Source organism: Leptospiraceae bacterium, assembly GCA_024233835.1.
Taxonomy (GTDB): domain Bacteria; phylum Spirochaetota; class Leptospiria; order Leptospirales; family Leptospiraceae; genus JACKPC01.
Map to the genome: position 1 here is coordinate 672,623 of JACKPC010000002.1, position 18,208 is coordinate 690,830.

At 35.1% G+C, this 18,208-nt stretch carries 19 protein-coding genes; 9 read left to right on the top strand and 10 right to left on the bottom strand.

What is annotated here, in order from left to right; genetic code table 11:
- Window positions 1-4 precede the first annotated feature (4 nt).
- The 6 genes from H7A25_12250 to H7A25_12275 all read right to left on the bottom strand — a co-directional run bounded on the left by H7A25_12250 (window position 5) and on the right by H7A25_12275 (window position 2,601).
- Entirely contained in the window at window positions 5-163 is a 159-nt protein-coding gene (locus tag H7A25_12250) for a DUF29 family protein (protein MCP5500671.1), read from the bottom strand.
- A gap of 147 nt (window positions 164-310) precedes the next feature.
- Window positions 311-619 carry a barstar family protein gene (locus H7A25_12255; protein MCP5500672.1) on the bottom strand — a complete coding sequence of 103 codons (309 nt, stop codon included), beginning with the start codon at window positions 617-619 and terminating at the stop codon, window positions 311-313.
- 150 nt (window positions 620-769) lie between these two features.
- The gene (locus H7A25_12260; protein ID MCP5500673.1) at window positions 770-1,270 is read right to left on the bottom strand and encodes an alpha/beta hydrolase; all 501 of its coding nucleotides are present in this window, start codon (window positions 1,268-1,270) and stop codon (window positions 770-772) included.
- 38 nt (window positions 1,271-1,308) lie between these two features.
- Window positions 1,309-1,506 carry a hypothetical protein gene (locus tag H7A25_12265; GenBank protein ID MCP5500674.1) on the bottom strand — a complete coding sequence of 66 codons (198 nt, stop codon included), beginning with the start codon at window positions 1,504-1,506 and terminating at the stop codon, window positions 1,309-1,311.
- Between the two features lie 15 nt (window positions 1,507-1,521).
- Window positions 1,522-1,914: a hypothetical protein gene (locus tag H7A25_12270; GenBank protein ID MCP5500675.1), complete on the bottom strand. Its 393-nt coding sequence runs from the start codon at window positions 1,912-1,914 to the stop codon at window positions 1,522-1,524.
- A gap of 78 nt (window positions 1,915-1,992) precedes the next feature.
- Entirely contained in the window at window positions 1,993-2,601 is a 609-nt protein-coding gene (locus tag H7A25_12275) for a hypothetical protein (GenBank protein ID MCP5500676.1), read from the bottom strand.
- A 98-nt stretch (window positions 2,602-2,699) separates the two neighbouring features.
- Between H7A25_12275 and H7A25_12280 the strand changes: the two genes are divergently transcribed.
- From H7A25_12280 to H7A25_12290, 3 genes are all read left to right on the top strand, one after another.
- Window positions 2,700-3,428 carry a ParA family protein gene (locus H7A25_12280; protein MCP5500677.1) on the top strand — a complete coding sequence of 243 codons (729 nt, stop codon included), beginning with the start codon at window positions 2,700-2,702 and terminating at the stop codon, window positions 3,426-3,428.
- On the top strand, window positions 3,415-3,894 hold the full coding sequence (locus H7A25_12285; GenBank protein MCP5500678.1) for a hypothetical protein: 480 nt from the start codon (window positions 3,415-3,417) through the stop codon (window positions 3,892-3,894). Before H7A25_12280 ends, H7A25_12285 begins: the two co-directional genes overlap by 14 nt.
- 86 nt (window positions 3,895-3,980) lie before the next feature.
- Window positions 3,981-4,988, top strand: a complete 1,008-nt coding sequence (locus tag H7A25_12290; protein ID MCP5500679.1) for a hypothetical protein — start codon at window positions 3,981-3,983, stop codon at window positions 4,986-4,988.
- On the opposite strand, the gene H7A25_12295 is transcribed toward H7A25_12290, so the two are convergent.
- Window positions 4,980-5,522: a hypothetical protein gene (locus tag H7A25_12295; protein MCP5500680.1), complete on the bottom strand. Its 543-nt coding sequence runs from the start codon at window positions 5,520-5,522 to the stop codon at window positions 4,980-4,982. The two genes, H7A25_12290 and H7A25_12295, sit on opposite strands and share 9 nt — an antisense overlap.
- A 35-nt stretch (window positions 5,523-5,557) precedes the next feature.
- Here H7A25_12295 and H7A25_12300 point away from each other — a divergent pair, with 35 nt between their 5' ends.
- Entirely contained in the window at window positions 5,558-6,367 is an 810-nt protein-coding gene (locus H7A25_12300; protein MCP5500681.1) for a tetratricopeptide repeat protein, read from the top strand.
- A gap of 180 nt (window positions 6,368-6,547) precedes the next feature.
- Complete coding sequence (locus H7A25_12305) at window positions 6,548-7,513, top strand: hypothetical protein (GenBank protein ID MCP5500682.1); 966 nt, start codon at window positions 6,548-6,550, stop codon at window positions 7,511-7,513.
- Window positions 7,514-7,516: 3 nt separating this feature from the next.
- On the opposite strand, the gene H7A25_12310 is transcribed toward H7A25_12305, so the two are convergent.
- Entirely contained in the window at window positions 7,517-7,696 is a 180-nt protein-coding gene (locus tag H7A25_12310; GenBank protein MCP5500683.1) for a hypothetical protein, read from the bottom strand.
- 413 nt (window positions 7,697-8,109) lie between these two features.
- Between H7A25_12310 and H7A25_12315 the strand changes: the two genes are divergently transcribed.
- From H7A25_12315 to H7A25_12325, 3 genes are read left to right on the top strand one after another with little or no spacing between them, the layout of a single operon-like run.
- Window positions 8,110-10,002 carry an adenylate/guanylate cyclase domain-containing protein gene (locus tag H7A25_12315; GenBank protein MCP5500684.1) on the top strand — a complete coding sequence of 631 codons (1,893 nt, stop codon included), beginning with the start codon at window positions 8,110-8,112 and terminating at the stop codon, window positions 10,000-10,002.
- 22 nt (window positions 10,003-10,024) lie between these two features.
- Window positions 10,025-12,181 carry a FecR domain-containing protein gene (locus H7A25_12320; protein ID MCP5500685.1) on the top strand — a complete coding sequence of 719 codons (2,157 nt, stop codon included), beginning with the start codon at window positions 10,025-10,027 and terminating at the stop codon, window positions 12,179-12,181.
- Between the two features lie 9 nt (window positions 12,182-12,190).
- Window positions 12,191-13,315 carry a hypothetical protein gene (locus H7A25_12325; GenBank protein MCP5500686.1) on the top strand — a complete coding sequence of 375 codons (1,125 nt, stop codon included), beginning with the start codon at window positions 12,191-12,193 and terminating at the stop codon, window positions 13,313-13,315.
- On the opposite strand, the gene H7A25_12330 is transcribed toward H7A25_12325, so the two are convergent.
- Window positions 13,305-14,255 (bottom strand): SH3 domain-containing protein, encoded by a 951-nt coding sequence (locus H7A25_12330; protein MCP5500687.1) that lies wholly within the window; start codon window positions 14,253-14,255, stop codon window positions 13,305-13,307. The genes H7A25_12325 and H7A25_12330 overlap by 11 nt on opposite strands.
- A gap of 135 nt (window positions 14,256-14,390) precedes the next feature.
- Here H7A25_12330 and H7A25_12335 point away from each other — a divergent pair, with 135 nt between their 5' ends.
- Window positions 14,391-16,781, top strand: a complete 2,391-nt coding sequence (locus H7A25_12335) for a SpoIIE family protein phosphatase (protein MCP5500688.1) — start codon at window positions 14,391-14,393, stop codon at window positions 16,779-16,781.
- 124 nt (window positions 16,782-16,905) lie between these two features.
- Here H7A25_12335 and H7A25_12340 read toward each other — a convergent pair whose 3' ends face one another.
- Window positions 16,906-18,045 (bottom strand): thioredoxin family protein, encoded by a 1,140-nt coding sequence (locus H7A25_12340; GenBank protein MCP5500689.1) that lies wholly within the window; start codon window positions 18,043-18,045, stop codon window positions 16,906-16,908.
- Window positions 18,046-18,208: the final 163 nt, after the last annotated feature.

Here is an 18,208-nt window from a genome sequence, read left to right on the forward strand (position 1 = left end):
TTGTTTACTCTGGTAGATAACTTTCATCCATTACCTGTTCAAAGGTAAAGGGTGCTTGTTCCGGAAAAGTTTCAGGAGGCAGGCCGGTTTCATCAGCAGCTATTTCCTTTGCATCTTGATAAGACTTTAGAAAATTTTCCTTGCCATGGGACTGTATCGGCATGAGAGAAACTATATAGCGTCGATATACAGTCCCTACAACGTCGATGTTTAGCTTTTTATAGAAAGGTTATATAGTAAGAAAAACTTTTTGAAACAAGATAATCGAGCAGCCATTCAGGATAGGTTCTGAAAGAACTTATAAAGCTCTTTAATCATTTCTTGAAAACTCTTCCGTTATGAACGTGACATTTTCCGCTTCTGATAGGATTTCCAGAACTGCTTTTTTGCCCTCAAATTTTTTGCTTAAATGAAAGTTAGACCAGACGATGGTTATTTTTTCCATGAATTCATGAGCTCCAAATCCGCCCCGCAAAACATCAATCAGTGCATTTAAATTCCGACTGGAAGCTCCTTTTCCGGTTAAAGAACCCAGCAGGCGACTAACTTCATCATAAAAGTCATCCAGGGTTTTAATTTTTTCCCCCTGAATAATAAATGTTTTTTCTTTCTTCTTCATTCCGGATACCGAACTCAAAGCCAATTAAAAAATCCATTACTATTTTCTTTATACAGAAAATACTTCACCATGCGACAGTCAGCAGGTTCCGGAGGGTGTGGGTTTTGTTAAAGGAAAGTAGTTTAGATTATTCTGTTTTTCAAATATTTCTTAAAACTTTTTTAGAAAATTTTTGAATATCTCTGCAATGTCTTCTACGCAATCACTCAGACGATGATTCGAATCCAACATATGAAGTTTTATTCCGAACTGCTCAGCATAATGAAAAATATTTTTTGGAGAAATCAAATCGTCTTTCCATCCATGAACGATCTCAATCTGTCTCGCTTCCGGTTCAGGTATTTTTTCCGGATAAGAATCTATATAAAAAGCCGGTGCTAAAAGAAAAAGTCCATCCGGTTTTATATGTCTGGAGGCTACTGTGGAAACATAGGCCCCCATGCTGGAACCAACTAAAATGATTGTATCTCTCGGTTCATAAAGGTTTAATAGTTTTTTTATTCTTTCCTCAGGTTCATTCATGCCTTCATAAGAAGGACTTTCCGTCTCAAAACCCATTTTTTTTGCTACCTCTGAAAGTCTGAGAATCTTCCTACCCTGAGGGCCGCTTTCCTTTCCGTGAGCAAAATATATCTTTTTTGTTTGAGTCATAAAATAAAAAGGGCACTATAAAGTGCCCTGGGAAAAAATCAGATATCGTCTAATTCTTTAATAAGTTTATCAGCTTCATCTAAAGCGTTATCTTCTGTTATTTCAGTCTTACTTTCAGAAGCCTTATTTTCTGTTGTTTTAACTTCGTCTGTTTTGGTTTCCTGTGGCTTTTCGGAGCACGCGATGCTTAAGAAACTGATTCCGATTATTGCTAAAAATATTATTATTTTTTTCATTCATTTCTCCTTATTTTATTTTTTTTTGCCTTTACCTTTGCCTTTGTCATCCGGCTTTCCACCCTTGTCGTCCGACTTTCCGTCTTTACCCTTATCTTCAGGTTTACCGCCTTTGTCGTCCGACTTTCCGTCCTTACCCTTGTCTTCAGGTTTACCGCCCTTGTCATCACCTTCTTCGTCTTTGACTTTCGCCTTTTTCTTCTCTAACTTTTCTTTAAGTTGAGCAATTTTTCCTCTAAGTTTATCAGCCTGTTCTTTTTTTCCCTTTTCGTCAAGTTTGGTAGCCGCTGCTTCTAACTTCTGAATAGCGTTCTCGATACCTTTCAACTTATCTGACTTGGGTCCTGCCAGAAGACCTGTACTTAAAAGAAATGCTACTGCAACTACAATAGAAAGTATTTTATTCATTCACCTGTACTCCTAATTTTAGATAGGGCTAGATTGAAAGGTAAAGGGATTCCTGCAAGGAAAATAAACAGAAAAATTTCAGTAAACCTTTCGGATAAAAAACATCTCCGGTTCTACTTTTGCAGCTTCATAAGCAAAGGCTTTATGGTGTCCATCCAAAATAAACTTGGCTCCATGTTCCATGGTTCCCAGGGTGTAAATTACCGGTCTCGCTCCGTTTTTTATAGCCTTTACAAAATAGTCTATACGACTTTTATCCATATTTTCCCGTTTTTGCAAAGACAGTAGGGTTAATGCCCTGGAAAGAAAAGAAATCTCTTTATTGGGTTCAAAATCAATGATCTCAAGACCTTCTTCCCAGGTATAAAAAGGGTAGTACAGTTCGTATTCTCCGGCAGATAAAAGCTCAAGGGCAGGAAAGGAAGCGTCTATCAGGGATAAGTGTTGAGGAATTCCATTTGTAGTAAAATAGTTTACCGGTTTCATTCCCTGGTAAATATCCTCAATTCCCTCACCTTTATATTGGATGTATTTCTTTCTGGGAGTTTCTTCATCCTCCCATTTAGTTGCGATTATGTTCTTCTTGTAATGCAGAATACATTCGTTTTCTTTCTCTATTATAAAAATATCTTTTCCTTTATTCAGTCTGAATATCTCTTTCCTGGTCTTTTTCTGAGTTCTTTTCATCGCCTGCCAAGTATAAATAATATAGCCTTTTCGGTAAATATTTTTATGGAAATTTATGAGATATTTTATAAGCTGGAAAAAGGGACATAATCAAAAGTATGATAATCAGCTTTATTCAAACAAAAGGTGGGACCGGAAAAAGCACTCTGGCCTTAAATACAGCTTTTTCGAAAGTCATGAGAGAGAATTTCAGCTCCGTAGCTCTGGTTGAACTGGATCCGCAGGGAACCCTTGAATCCTGGTGGAAAGAGAGAGAAGAGAACGGCTTTTCCATAGAAGGGATTTCCTTTCATCATATTTCCAGTACACAAAAGGAAGTCATTCAGGAAGGCATTAAATCTATATCCGTTCACAATCAACTCGTTATACTCGATACACCGGGGGAAAGTGTTAGCAAGCTTCATACCCGTTTTGCCTGTGCCTTTTCCGATATGGTTATCATCCCGATGAGGACATCTACTAACGATGAAGCAGCTTTTGCTGACAACCTTCTTCCGATTATTAAAGAAATTATCAAGAATCATCCGGAAAAGAGAAACAGTTTTTTTGTTCTCCCTTCCTTCACCTATTCTCAAACCAGTAAGAAAAAAGTTCTCGATTATTTTTCAGATATTCTCCCCGATTACATCCATTGCCTGGATGCGGTTTATCCTTCAAGGGGAATCTATGAAAACTTTAACCGAGATGGAATGAATCTCTACGATTACTTCAACTCGGTTCAGTCTAATAAAAAGTTAACAACCCAGGCAGAAAAAGCTCTTCAGGATGTTGAAGAAATAGCAAAAACTATAGTTCAAGAAGTGGAGTACCCTCATGGCGATACCTAAAAAACGGAAAAAATTAGATGAAAGTACAGTACAGGTAAAGGCAGAAGAAAGCCCGGTCCAGGATCAAAAACCGGAAATTCCCGAACCCAATCCTCAGTCTGAGACAAAAAAGAGAGCTACAAGAGTAAAGAAAAAGCATAGCGAATCAGATGTAGAAAAAGCCTTCGAGGTAATGGAAAAGCTTGAAGAAACCATTAAACCCTCTATCGAAGTCGAACCCTCAGCAAAACAATTACAGGTAGTCAGGAAAGTTTACACAAAAGATCAGTCAGGTCTTCACGTCTGCTTTACAATTGATGCGATACAGTTGGGAGATTTTTTAAAGAATATGGATAATTCCAAAGAAGAAGTAAAAGATTATCTTGAATTTGATATTACCATACCCTACCCCTGGAACTGGCCGGTTCTAAATGATATCACAAAGATTGTAATTTCCAACCTGAAAGAAATGAAAATTATTAAATAATTCAGAAGTAAGCGAGCCACCGGTGGTTCGCCTGCGATTTAGGGAAATACCGGAAATTAATTCAACAGACGGAAAAGGAAAGAACCTTGCTCATTTCAGAATTATTAATCTGGCCCCAATATGGATGGCTGGATTTCTTTTATGGATTCCTGATTCTACTGTGCATTTATGCCTTTCTTCGAATCTCCACTCTGTTCTACGAGCAGGCCCGAAGGAAAAATCAGATCTGGAATTTTCTGCATGAAGAAGCTGTAAAACGTGGCCTCACCCATAAGGAAATCCAAATCCTCAGGTTCTTTTTTAAAAACCTTAAGAAAAAAGACAAAGAGCAGCTCTTTCAGGAAGACTCAAGAGAAACCGTAAAAAAGAATCTCTTCAGTCTCTTTGCCGGAAACACAGAGTATCCGGTTCAATCCCTGGTGAAAATATTCGAAAAGTTATTTTCCAAACCCAATCTTGGACTAATCAACTCTCTTTCAGGTCTTTATGAGGGAGAAAGTTGCGGTATTGAAATTTCCTCCCAACACTTTCTCGGAACTATTTTAAAAATCGATAAAGAAAACCTGACCCTCAGCACACCGGGAATACCGATGTCTCCTGAATGGAATGAAAGGAAAGCTTTTATTTACGTTTATAGACCCAATTCCGGAAGCTATCTTTTAGAAATGAAAGTGCAGGCAACTTTTCCCGGTGTTCTAAAGGTATACCAGTTACAAAACATCCAGATGAAAGGAGATGAGCATTTAATGGTCGAAATACACAGTCCCATTCTTCTGAAATCCTGGAAAGGAGAAAAAAACTCTTATGAAACCGGTTTTGTTTTTCCGGGAAATACCTTTAAAATTTCCGATAGGGGAATTTTATTCTGGCCGCAAGAAAATGCTCTCGATAGCTATCTTGCCAAAAATGGCATCTGGGAATTAGAAATGAGTTTTGGAGAAATTGATTCTCTTCATTGTCTCGGTAAGATACAAAAATCGGAACGCCTCGAATCTGTGTATATTTTTCGCTTTATTAACTTGAATGAAGAAATGAGACAAAAGCTTTTTCAGGAAATCTTAAAACATTCCCCAATTCGAGAAAACTTAGCCTGAGGCTTTATAAACAATATTCCTGGCATTTCGAAGTAAACCATCGATTTGATTCCCCGTACATTCTACATATTCGCTCAGGTGATTTACTATTGAATCGGTCCGAAAGATCCTGGCCCAGGTTAGCCTGGCAGTATTTTTATACTCCAGATAAATAGTAAGGGCCTCGCATTTTTCAAATAAACCCGGAAAATCCTTTTGCAGATTTTTTAGTTCCTGAAGGTTATCTATTGGAAAACCCAAATTGTCCAGTTCTTCAGAATTTACAACAGTTAATAGTGACTCAGAAATTGATACAAAACCCGGAAGATTGGCCTCTCTACGCTTTTGAAAAGCTTCTAAATAAGTTTCAAAACGCCTGTCCGGATCACTCCAATCTTTCTCAGGAATGAAATCTACCAGATCTTGCAAATATACAGAATTTTCTCGACGGTATTCAAAACCCTGCAATAAAGGAGGATAATGTCCGTTCATCAGGATAAAATTCTCTGCATTTTTCCAAAAAAAGTCTAATAGATCGCCAATAAAATCTTGCATTCGAACTGTACTCAGTATTTCATAGAGGTAGAATAATGCAGCAAAAAAAGAAAGGACTTATTTTTTTAATTTTTATTTTTCTATTTCCCCTCTTTTCTGAAGGTATTGAGAAAGTAGAAAAACTAAGAAATCAGGGCAGGTTTAAAGAAGCTGTTCACCTTCTGGAAAAAGGAGGCTTAATTTCTAAACCTGAAGATGAGCTTCTACAGGCACGCCTTTATCTCGATTTAGGAGATTCAAAAAAGGCAGAAAAAATCTATGAAAAATTATGCTCCGGTATGAAATCACATGATTGTTGGAATGAATACGGCGTGGTGTTACTCACAGAGAAAAAATATAAAGAAGCCAGGGCCTGCTTTCAAAATGCTCTAATGATACAGAAGGATTCCCAAATCGTTCTTTCCAATCTTGCTTTAAGTCACTTCATGATGGGAGAAATGAAGGAAGCGGAAGAATTTTACAAATTACTAATCAAAGCTTCCCCCTATAATCCGGTTTATCAAACTAATTATGCAATATTTTTATCCAAACAAAATAATGAGTATAAAGCTAAAGAAATTCTTCTAACAGTCGTGAAAGAAAATCCGAATATGTTTTTCCCGAGGATGTGTCTCGGGATGATTCATTATAAAAAGCGTGAATATAATAGCGCTTTGCAACAATTGAATATTGCAATTCGATTGAATCCCGATTACTATGATAGTTATTACCATAGAGCGGTGGTTTATTATAAACGGGGTGACTACCTGAGTGCTTTAGATGATCTGAATCGGGTAGATGAACTTTATCCGGACTACCCCAAAACAAGTGAACTTCGAAAAATTATCCAAAAAAATGTCAGGTAAAAAATGATTCTTCATACTATTAGATTTTACATATATTTTTTATTATTAATATTCTATCCTTTCATATTATACTCCTTTCCAGGTATCAATTATAAATTCACCGAATATGGAATCTTAAGCTATCCACCGGGTGCAAAACCTCTTAAAATCCATAAGGGCCCTATACAGAGAATGGACAACGTGAAACTTATAAATTTTTTCCGAGATGCCTTACTCACAGAAGAAAAATATGAAATCGATGGAACCGTCCCTTCTGAAATCAAAGGAAAGCAGGGAACGATATTAAAAATCCCGGCAAAAGCTTTTATCGATGATAAAGGAAATGATTACTCAGGAAAAGTTGTAATTACCTTAATGGAAGCTGTAGACGATATTGATCTGCTATATTCGGGTTTAGGTTTAAAATACTATGACGTAATCGGTCGAGAATACTTTTTGGAAGCAAAAGGAATATTGAAATTATTTTTTAAAAGTCCGGATGGAAGTAAACTGGAATTAAAAAAGCCTCATCAAATTGAACTTGTATTTCCCGGAGATTACCCCGGTAATTATTTCAAACTGTACTATATGAACGAAACCGGAAGATGGATGGAGTCCACTTCATCTTTGAATCATAAGTACAGGCACAGAAGACTTTTTGCACATCAATCTGGAACTTATACCCGGGCAAAAGTTATTCGAGAAATAGCCTGCTTAAAGGGAAATATCAAAATGCCAAATCTCACACCTAATAAACAGTTCCAGGTGTTTTCGCTGGGTTTAGATTATAGCTCTTATTTTACAGTATGGGTAAATAAACCTTATTTTGAAATTAACGTCTACCGAGATAAATCTGCAAAGATTCTAATATTAGATGAAGAAGGAAATATCGGAGTTTCCAAACTGATTAAAACTCCTGACAAATACGGAACAGCCAGAAAAAAAGAAGGCCCCGGTAATTTTAAAATGGCTATCGAAGATATTGAGATGAAACTGGCACCTAAAGGTCTATTAACAGATAGAAAGAAGTTGGTAGAATTTTTAGAAATAAAACAGAAGCAGGAAGAAAAAAAGGAAGTAAAGCCGGAAACTTCTAAAGAATCTGCTCCCAAAGATTTGAAAAAATCAGGTACTGATGAGAAAGAATTACCAAAAACAAATAATTAAAACTCAAATTAATATATGACTTGAGCTCATTTCTACTTTTTCTGTATTATCCCCCACATCTATATCTACAACCGAGCTTTTATCTAATAATTCCAGAAAACGTGTGGGTACAAATCGATAAAAAGCATCTTTCTGCCTTGCGAGTTCAATATTCAAACGCTCTGACTCGCGGTGAACTCTCAAAAATTACAAAAAACTTCCCAGTTCTCTCCAATAAAAGCAAGATACATGGCAAGTGGATGTTGATTTTCCAGAAGCTGAGAGCTTTCCGATCTCAGAGGAAAATAAGCTATAGAGAAAAAACATAATACAACAAACAGCAATTTACTCTTTTTAAATTCAATATATAGACATTGCAGCCTTTTTTTTACCCTGTATACATTATTTTTACATTTTAAAAACATCTTTTTTTCTACCCGCTTGCTTTTATAGGGCACATCGAATCATCTTCTTTTTTCATTCTCGGTATTATAGAATCAAAAATCAGGGTACTTTTTAATTAAAAATTTATTGACAAGGTTTCTGAATCGTATTTAGTTTTTATGCTCGAATCTACTCCCTATTATTAGGTGACGTTTTTTGGCAAGGCTATATAAATGAAAGAACAGGATAAGACAGTTTTCATACCTTCCCGATGGACAATTAAACTCAAGCTAATTTTTATAAACTCATCCACAATCTTTTTGGCCCTATCCGCTATGATTGTTATTGCAACGATTTTCTTCAAAGAAGATAGTGAAACAAGAGTTAAAGAAAATGGATTACATATAACAGATATAGTCGGTAGCCATATACGTAATCAATTCTTGTTTATTGCAGAAAAAATTAATCTCATGCAAACTACACTTCAACAAGAATTCAAAAATGAATCTCAGAAAGAAAATTTTATCTCCCTGTTTTTTCAAAACGATAAAAACTTCATTATGCTTTCAAAATATAAGTTAGAAAAGGATAAATTAGTCCTTGAAAAGATGGTTTTTAATTCAGAAGCCATGGAAGAAAATAGAATTAAAGAAAATGATTTTCTAAAAGTTATCAGCACTCATGAAGCCATTTTCAAGAAAGCTATAGAAGGAAAGGCCGTATTAAAAAATGTTAGCCCTATATTAAAAATCCCTGTTTTTGCTATAGCAATTCCTTTTGATAAGAATAAAAAAACTCTCTCCCTGGCCATCTTACATGTGGCTGCCATTAATAAAGCTTTCGAAAATAAGGGAGCCATCGGTGTAAACTACCTGGTAAATGAAGAAGGAGAAATTATTGCTCATCCGATAGAGGCTTTTATTCTTTCTGCTAAAAACTTATACTCTTCTCCGGTGGTTAAGCAAAGTCTTAGTGAAACCAAAGGTACTTATGAAACCGGTCAAATTCGATATCTGGATACAGAACAAACAGGATATTTCATTGGTTCTTATAACAAAACTGGTTTTGCTTCTTCTGTTGTTGTCTCGGATATTTCCGAAAACAAGGCTTTTGAAGAAGTTTATAATATTCAAAGACGTAATATTTTTATCATGGTAATTACACTGGGAGTAGCCTTTTCTATTATATATAATTTTGCTAATAATCTGATAAAGCCCCTATTAGCCCTGGTAAAAGCTACCAAAAGAATTCAAAAAGGAGAGTTTGAAATTTCTCTTACACCCACAACAAGAGATGAATTGGGCTTACTTACCAATTCCTTTACAGAGATGGGTAAGGGCTTAAGCGAGAGAGAAAAAGTCAAAGATGCCCTCACCCGTTTTGTAAACCGAGAAGTAGCAGAAATGGCTCTGCACGGAGAAATTAAGCTCGGAGGAGAAAGAAAAAATTGTGTAATCTTCTTCTCTGATATACGAAGTTTTACAGCCATCTCCGAAAAAATGGAACCGGAAGCGGTAATTGAATTTCTAAATGAATATATGACCGCTATGGTTTCCTGTATCAATGAAACCGGTGGAACCGTAGATAAGTATATAGGTGATGCAATTATGGCTACCTGGGGGGTTCCCATCTCAAAAGGAAATGATGTGGAGAATGCCTTAACCGGAACCTTGATGATGAGAAAAGCCCTTATAAAATTTAATCGTGGTAGAGGCTCTGAAGACAAACCCATTATCCGAATAGGTTGCGGTTTAAACTACGGACCTGTGGTTGCCGGACAAATGGGTTCCAGTGAAAAACTCCAATATACGGTTATCGGGGATGCAGTTAACCTCGCATCCAGAGTGGAACCTCTAAATAAACCCTTCGGAACGGATATTTTAATAACAGAAGATTTATATAATATAGTGAAAGACATTTACCGTGTCGAAAAAATGAGTTCTATTAAGGTAAAAGGGAAATCAGAACCTCAATCCGTCTATGCCCTACTGGGAAGATTTGACGATCCTTCCGATCCCAAAACGATTGATGAGCTCAGAGAGCTGGTCGGCATTCAGTATGATAAAAAGAAAGCAGAAAATGTTAATGTAGAGGCAGAAGAAGTGAAATATGAGATTTTGGAATAAAACAGTATTTTAGGATATACAAATGGAGGATAAAAATATAATAACCATTAGCTATTCCTTTAAAAGACTCCAAAGGGAAGCTCTACGTGTTAATATAGCTGTAGGAATCATTATCATTCTTTTCACAATTATCTTAATCATTGATTTTAATCGTCGACTGGATGTAGGAGATAGAGAAGTAATTGGAAAAGTTACCTATATTCAAAAAGATAATTACAGAAGAATGGGTGGAAGGGTTGTCTGGGAAGAAATAGAGAAAACTGCTAATATTTATAATTATGATGTAATCAAAACCTCTGATTATTCGAGTGTAACCGTTATCATGAATGATAAATCCGAAATCAATATCGGAGAAAATTCCATGATTGTTTTTAAAAAAGGCAGTGGAGAAATCAACCTTGATTTTGTGCAGGGTAACTTTAACGTAAATACAAAAAAAGCAGATCAATCTGCCAAGAACAAAATCCGGGTTAAATCCGGTAATGTTGAACTAAATGTAGATGATGCCAATATCAGTCTTGATAAGTCCAAGACTGCTGATGTTCGCTTCGATGTAAAAGAAGGAAAGGTGGAACTTTCCAAAGACGGGAATAAACAAATTATCAATCAAAATGAACTATTAACGGTTAAGGGAGAAAAGCTTTTCAAGATTAAGAAAAATGTAAAATATCAAAATCCCAAGAATTTAAGTGTCTTTTATACTTCGGAAGAAACAAAGTCCATTCCATTTAACTGGGAGACAAATGAAGAAAGTAAACAAACTTATATATTAGAGATAAAAAACACAGAAAGTATTAAAGAAAAAGATTACAAGATTCAAGTTAATTCTTCCAACTATTCGGTTTCTCTAAAACCCGGAAAATATGTATGGAAAGTATATTCCGAAGATGACCCCAATAAAGCCTTCGCACCGGCTCAATCTTTCCATATTATACAAAATAGTGCCAGTGAAATATATATTCCGGAGGATAAGAGAGAATTCACTTATACAAGGAATCTTCCGGAAATTCTTTTTTCCTGGAAGAAAATTGACTTTATTGATTACTATAAGCTGGAGGTCAGTAAAGATGCAAATTTTAGCTCTATCTTACGTTCCATTAAAACAAAAAATACAAGTACAATTTTAAATAATCTTGAAACCGGAACCTACTACTACCGCCTTATAAGCAAACTTGAACTCGATGGGGCCACAGAGAAAATTTCAGGGCTTAAAAGTTTTTCTATTAAAAAAATCTTCAGTATCTCTCCCCCCCTACTCGTCAGTCCGGAAAATAATTACACCTATTACTACAATGAATTTAAATTCGCCCTGGTTCTTATATGGAAGTACAACTCTGAATATAGTTCCTACAGGGTACTGGTATCAAAAGATAAAAACTTTCAGAACATCGTCTTTCAAACCAAAACAAGTTCTGAATCTATTGATATAAGAGATGAATTAAAAGATGGAGTATACTACTGGAAGGTAATCGGTTCCTGGAAAGAAGAAGATAAAAATACAGATTCAGAAATTCGAAGCATACAGATTCAAAAAATATTACCGGGTAGTATTAAGCTAACAAGTCCTGTTAATGGAAGTACTTTTAACCCCGGAAATCTTACATTCAAATGGGAAGAGATCAGTGAAGATAGTTTAAAATATATCCTTGAATTGGGAAGAGAGAAAAACTTTAAAAATATTGTCTATTCCAGAGAGTGTATCCAAACATCCTGTTCTGTTGATATGAAAAGTGGAAACTACTTTTGGAGGGTAAAAGGTCTCACAAAATCAGGAAAAACTTTCATTACACAACAGCCCTTCTCCTTACAAATAAAAGCTTTAAAACTCCCGGAAATAATCTTTCCTCAAAATAAGGGTAAAGTTGATATGCTAAATCGCGATTCTCTTAGTATTTCCTGGAAAAATGAAAAAGAATACTCTGCCTATTCTATTAGTTTAATACGTTTGAGTGATAACAGTAGTATTTATGAGAATTCTAATTTCCGGGGAAACACCCTGACAATAAGTGACATTACACGTTTAAAAACAGGAGATTATATTTTTAAAATTCAGGGCAAGCTTACTGAAACAAATACATATTCTGATACGTCTAATACAACATTCAGAATCTATCTTTCAAAAACAATAGAAAAGGATAAAATTGAATTCATAACGCCGGAAGACGTATATCTTGAATAGAATAAGACAATGCATCTTTACCAGGGTATTTTATTAATTATTTTGTTTATTGTATCTATATCTACTTATGCCCAGACTATAGATTTTAAATGGAAACCACTAAAGGAAGCAAGTCATTACCGCTTTCAAATTAGAAATAGTGAAGGCGCAATACTTCTGGATAAAGAAACGGAAAAAGATCATTTCCCTGTTGAGCTAAAACCGGGAACTTATGAGAAGCGATTAATTGTTTATAATAAACTGGGTGAAGAAATTACTTCTAATTGGATGTCATTTAACGTTTTATCTAAGAAGCCTCATAAAAAAGCTAGATTAAAATGGAAGAAGATTGATTTAGCTTCAAGTTATAAAATTGAAGTAATTGACGAAAAAGGAAAAGCAGTTTATTCAAAAGAACTAAAAAATAACGAACTTATGCTTCCTCTACTACCGGGTAAGTATAAGAAAAGGTTGTCTGTTTATAATAAGCTGGGTGAGCTATCTGCTAAAACAGATTGGACCCCTCTAAATATTCAAGATAGCACAAATCCGGAACTGAGTCCTGAAGAACAACAAGTCCTGAAAAAAGAAGAAAAAAAATTACAGCGTAAAGAAATGGAAGCTTATTCGGACAATTATCAGTATGAAATCCTAAAGCGTTCTGCTGTATTTCCCGGCTGGGGACAGGTATATGCCGGTTCCATGTATAATTCTACCTCCCAGCGCATACGTGGTTATTTCTATATGGGCGCATTTGTTCTTTCCGGATTGGGTTATGCCTATGCTCTGAATCAATTTCAAAAAAATAGTCAATTAAGCGCAAAACTTATGCCCGATCTCATTCTCACCTATTCTATACCTTCTAGTGATACAAGTACCAGAAAACTTATGGCTCTAAGAGGAATTTCTAATGTACAATCAGAATTCTCCAATCTGAGTTCTGTTGCCAATGCCGGAAATATCAGTCTCGGGATTATGGGAGGCATCTATTTGATTCAGCTTATAGACGCGTTATATTTAAATATTTTTTATAACGGCATAGAAGCCCTTCCCGTACCCGCTGTAAGGGAAGGGTTCAAAATTGATTTTTTAAAAACTTCTTATCCGGGTAATATAAAAAACGGATTTTTTATGTATTATAATTTTAATTTTTAGTTTTTATACCAGCATTATATAGATTCATTAATTCCCGAAGCCCTTCATAAAATTCCGAAGCAGTTCCATCCAAATTTCTCCTTAACCAAAATGCCACACAGGTTTTAACTACATTCCCATCGTAAACATTTGCATATTTTGTTTTAGACAGAAAATAATAATATTTCTCATAGTCAAAATTAGCACCGGGACTGGTTTGTAAATGAGAGGTATAGGCATCTAACTCGCCTTTCTTATAACTTGGATTCGATTCTAAAACCTTATAGGTGACTTCAAAAGTTTCCGCTAATTTTTTTATATATTGGTTATATATACTTGTACTCATCCTTAGAAAAAAAGGATTTTTTAAGGCAGGAAGAAAGAGCTTTCGAATATGCAAAACAAATTCAGGATTATAATGTCCGAAATCATGGGTAGCATTTAGATTAAGAGCAAACCTGGAGTGAGGACCACTTTTAAAAATAGGAATAGTAAGATATCTACTTAAAAATTCATAATCCATAAACTCTTTTATATGACAATAAAATATCCTCATTCCTCCATCCGGAAAATAATCAAATGTATCCGAACAATGATTTTTAGACTCCCCTAATTTTAACCAGGCCGAATATAGTCTGATTCGAAAATCCTCTTCAAGGGAACTTTTTTGATTGGGAAATGTGGTGATGTAGTATCCAAAAGCCCAACCTTCCTTCCCCTGATAAGAAAGTTTAAACCAGGGGGACTTTTTCCCTTTGATAATTTCTATCGGACCGGATGTATCCAGCACTTCGACCTGTGCATCCCAGGGAATGATTGAAACTTTGGGATACTCTTTTCCCGGCCTTTCTCGTAATGTTAACCCGGAATTTGCCGTAATCCTTCCGGAAAGAGATTCTGACATTAACCGAACAAAACCAAGCATAAATAGGCTGAATACTATAATTACTTTTATTCTCATAAGAGATTTTTATCAGGAACTCTGATTCAAATCAAGAAAAAATTTGAAATTTTTAAGAAACAAGTGGACGAAGAAATTCCATTCCATATAATAAAATTTACTCGTATAGTCTTTTTAAGGAGCTAATAAACATTAATGAGAAATATCTTTCATCTATCCATTCTCTTTTTAGTATCCTTCACTTTTACTAATTGTTCTGAATCCAATAAAAATTTACATTGGATAGAAGCAAATTGGGAGTACCGCATTGATAATCAAGAATATAAGAAAGTTGAAAATCCCTCTTCATTATCCGTTTATTTTCCAGAAAGAAAAGGAGAGATCTGGCTGCGTTCTAAATTTCGCATAGATACAAAATCATATAAACTTTTATCAATAGGCTTGGGTAAAATAATGTGGGCAGATGAAGTTTATATAAATGGGAATTTTGTAGGAAATACAGGTAAATTTCCTCCTCAACCCTGGAATGCCTGGAACACGAATCGAATTTATCCACTGGATAAGTCTATGTTCAATGAAGAAGAAAACATCTTACTTATCAGGATGTACGTAGAAAGTGATGGAATGATAGATAAGCAATTTGTCATCGGTGAACGAAGTGAAGTAGAAAATGAATTCTATTTTAATAGTTTTCTTAGAAAAGATGTGAATCTATACATAGCACTATTGTTTACCCTATTATCGGCATATCACCTGGTTATCTATTTGAAGCGTAAAAAAGAAGTTCCAAGTTTGTATTATGCACTTTTTTCTTTTACCTATGCACTATATTCCAGCAATTTCTTTTCTGATTCTTTACATGTTCTGGGTATTTCCTATGTAAATTACCAGAAATTTATTTTAATGGTAACCTTTATCTCTGCCTTTACTTTAACAAAATTTTTAACTACTTTTTTTGAAAAAGAAAATAGTAAAGGTCTAAAACGAATCTTTATTTTCGGAATGCTTTTACCTATTGTCCTGGGTTTAGTTCAACCCAATTATGTCTGGCTTCGAAAGGTGTATTCTATCAGTCTCTTCTTTCTATTCCCTGTTATTGCTTATATAATTTATCTCATCATCTGGGCTGTAAAAAATAAAAGGAAAGGAGCAGTCCCCATTCTCTATGGTTTTATACCCACCATCATCTTTATTATTCATGACAACATATTAGCCGTATTCTTCCCTTTAAATATTAAATATTATTTAACCGGTCTTGGCTTTCCTGCATTTATCAGTAGCATTATGTTTATCCTGGCTTCCCGTACAGCAGAAACGCAGAATATTACAGAAGATTTAAATGCTAAATTAGAAGAATGGAATGCAACCCTCGAAGAGAAGGTAAAAGAAAGAACTCTTGAAGTAACAAAAAAAATGCAGGAAATAGAAGAACTTAAAATTCAACAGGATGGAGATTATTTTTTAACTTCTCTAATAGAAAAACCACTGGCTACCAATTACAACAAATCAAAGCAGGTTCGTTCTGAATTTCTAATCCAACAAAAAAAGAAGTTTGTATTTAGAAACCGACAGTCCGAAATCGGAGGTGATATTTGTATTACAGGTAATCTGCGTTTCTTCACAGAAAAAAACCGCTATATTATGTTTTTCAATGGGGATGCAATGGGAAAATCTATGCAGGGTGCCGGCGGAGCCATAGTTCTCGGTACCTCTTTAAATAATATTATGAGGCGCTCAGCCAAAGATAATCGTATTTTAAAAATTAGTCCCGAAAAATGGATAGAGAATACTTATTACGAATTGAATGCTATGTTTTCTACTTTTAATGGCTCAATGATGATATCAGGAGTTTTAGGTTTAATTAATGAATTTACAGGAGAAATGTATTATTTCAATGCAGAGCATCCCTGGACAGTACTTTATCGGGATGGAAAAGCTGATTTTATCGAAACCGAATTATCACTAAGAAAATTAGGTTCTGAATCTGAATTTTCCTTTGCTGTTAAAAAGTTTCAACTTCAGGCAGGCGATATTTTAATTGCTGCTTCCGATGGTAGAGACGATTTAGATATAGGTATTGAACATAAAGAAATAAATGAAGATGAATCACTCTTCTTAAGCATTGTGGAGGAAGCTAAAACAGATCTAAATGAAATCGTAAGACATTTAAAATCAAAAGGCAAGCTCACCGATGATTTATCTATATTAAAGATAGAATACAAAGAAAATGACTCAGAGCCATTAAGCCAGGAATTTCTCTGGATGAAGATTCTGGACTATATGAAAAATAAAAATTATGGTGATGCTATCTACTACCTCGAAAAGTATCTTTCTCTTGATAAAAAGAATTCGCTGGCTTTTTTCTACCTTTCTGTTTGTATAAAGGTCTATGATCAATATGAAAAAGCTATTGAATATGGAAAAATAGCTTATGAGCTTGATGAGTATCTATTTAAAAACCTAATCAACCTTTCCGATGCCTACCGATTAAAAGGATATATAGAAGAAGCAAGATTTTTCTATGAAAAAGCAAGAAACCTGGATCCAACACACATACAGGTAATAAAGCTTTCAAAGTTTTTTTAAGTGTAGGCGAGCCACCGACGACTCGCCTATGATATAAGGCCTGTCTAAAAATGAAACTACAGGCTCTTGCAGCTTGCTTTTCTTTAATAGATAAGCCTATTTTAAGATACGCTGTAAACAAATCTTATTTAGAGAAATCTAAATAAGGTTTCCATTTTCCATTTTCATAAATGAAACCTTTTGAAGAACGAACAGGTAAAGCCAGAAATGTTTTTGTGCTTACATTCTGAATTACTATGTAGTTTGAGTCTCTTCGAACTTCTTTATAAGAAACTTTTTCCCCTGTAGTTTCTTTTGTTTCTATCCATTGGCCGTCTGCTGTGCGTTTAAAAGTTCCATTTACCTTGATAGAATAATTATAGGATTCACCAGAAAGAGGTTTGTTATCTTCGGATCCTCCGTTCCCTCCACCGGAAGTCTCATATTTTTTCAAAGCTGTCAGAAAACTATCTTCTCTACGAGGAATACTCTGAGTGAGTATTTGGCCACTCGAATTGGCTACCATCATGGTTGGATATCCACGAAAATTGAATTTACTTTTATCCGGATTAGAATCTAATATTCTTAAAGCTACAAATTTACTATTTAAAACCGAGTGAACTGAGTCTTTGGCAAATACATCTCTTTCCAGCATTTTACAGTATCCGCACCAGGTTGGAGCTGTAATTACCACAAACACATTTTGACCGGACTGCTTCGCCTGTTGAAAAGCAGAATTGTAGGAGGTTACCCAATTAATACCACTTCTTTCAGCACTAGCTCCGAATCGCATAGCCGTATCTTTAGATCCGGTAATTTTAGCACTGAGCTTTTTAACAATTTTGTTAGGTCGAAAACAAACATTGGTTTTGCTATCACACCATTGGGTCTTTATCTCCAACTTAAGGGCATAAGTCTTAGAACCGGCAGCCTTTCCCTCCGTTTCAAAAATTTTTAAAGTATAAGTACCGGCTTTAGTACTTCCTCTGCCTTTCAGGACAAAATCGTCTTCCTTTTTTTCACCATTCGGATACTCTACTACCTCAACGGCAAATCCCTGATCTTTAATTTTAAAAGAAGTGGGGATATTAAAACTCATAGAGCTGGCTGGTTTAATATATAGGTGCTGGTTCTTGGGAAGATATACATCCAGCTTTAATTCAACTTCCCCACCGGGTTTAATGGTAATATTATCCTGACTCAAGCGAAACGCATCATCTGAATAGGCCATCACAGGCAAAGTCGATACGAAAAGAAATACTAAAAGGGTTCGCAAAAATTTCATTTATTTATCCTTGACTTATTTTTAGTTTAGATTAAGGCCATAATCTTATGATGTCAAGCTGTTAAAAAGTTATTTACACAAATTAAGACTTTGAATATTCATAAAATTGTTTTTCCAATTTTCTGGTTAATGCAGTTCCTCATTTTTTCCGGAAAGCAAACGA